This window comes from Pseudolactococcus piscium (assembly GCF_002441695.1).
GTDB classification, from domain to species: Bacteria; Bacillota; Bacilli; order Lactobacillales; family Streptococcaceae; genus Pseudolactococcus; species Pseudolactococcus piscium.
In genome coordinates this window covers 1-512 of sequence record NZ_JXJW01000064.1, presented here as the reverse complement: position 1 = coordinate 512, position 512 = coordinate 1, and the positions used below count along the sequence as shown (strand labels likewise).

Here is a 512-nt window from a genome sequence, read left to right as displayed (position 1 = left end):
AAACTTTGTGTCACATCAGGGCCATCAAATAGCACGACTTTGCCAATTTTTTCAAATGCTTTAACATTATCCTGGTAAAGTTTCGCAACCGCTTGAGCAGAGACCATGGTAGCTAAAGAATGCCCCGTCACATCTAGTGTCGCATTTGGGGCAGCTCTTTTAATGTCTTTAATTTTGCCAACCAGTGCTTGATTCGCCAGTTTAGCTTGCGGGATATAGGCATTTGTCAAGGCAAAATTTGCACCATTTCCTACCCAATCGTTTAGCGTATTAAAGCCAAATCCATCACTGCCACGTATGGCCAGATAAGTCTGCTTTGTCTCCTGATTTAAGGTTGGTGAATCCGTGACAAAATAAGCATTAAACCCCGCCTTCTCATCGGTCAATAGGCCTTTTTGACTATTTTCCTTTTTTGCCTGAGGATTTCCAAAAAAATCAGTATCTGAGTAATCAATATAGTACTCCGTTTTATTTTCTAAAGTCTTATCAGGCTGAAGATATACAATCCCGTT

At 40.4% G+C, this 512-nt stretch carries 1 pseudogene; it reads right to left on the bottom strand.

Going from position 1 to position 512, the window contains the following annotated elements:
* Nucleotides 1–512: pseudogene (locus RU86_RS12210) on the bottom strand (hypothetical protein); the annotation flags it as partial.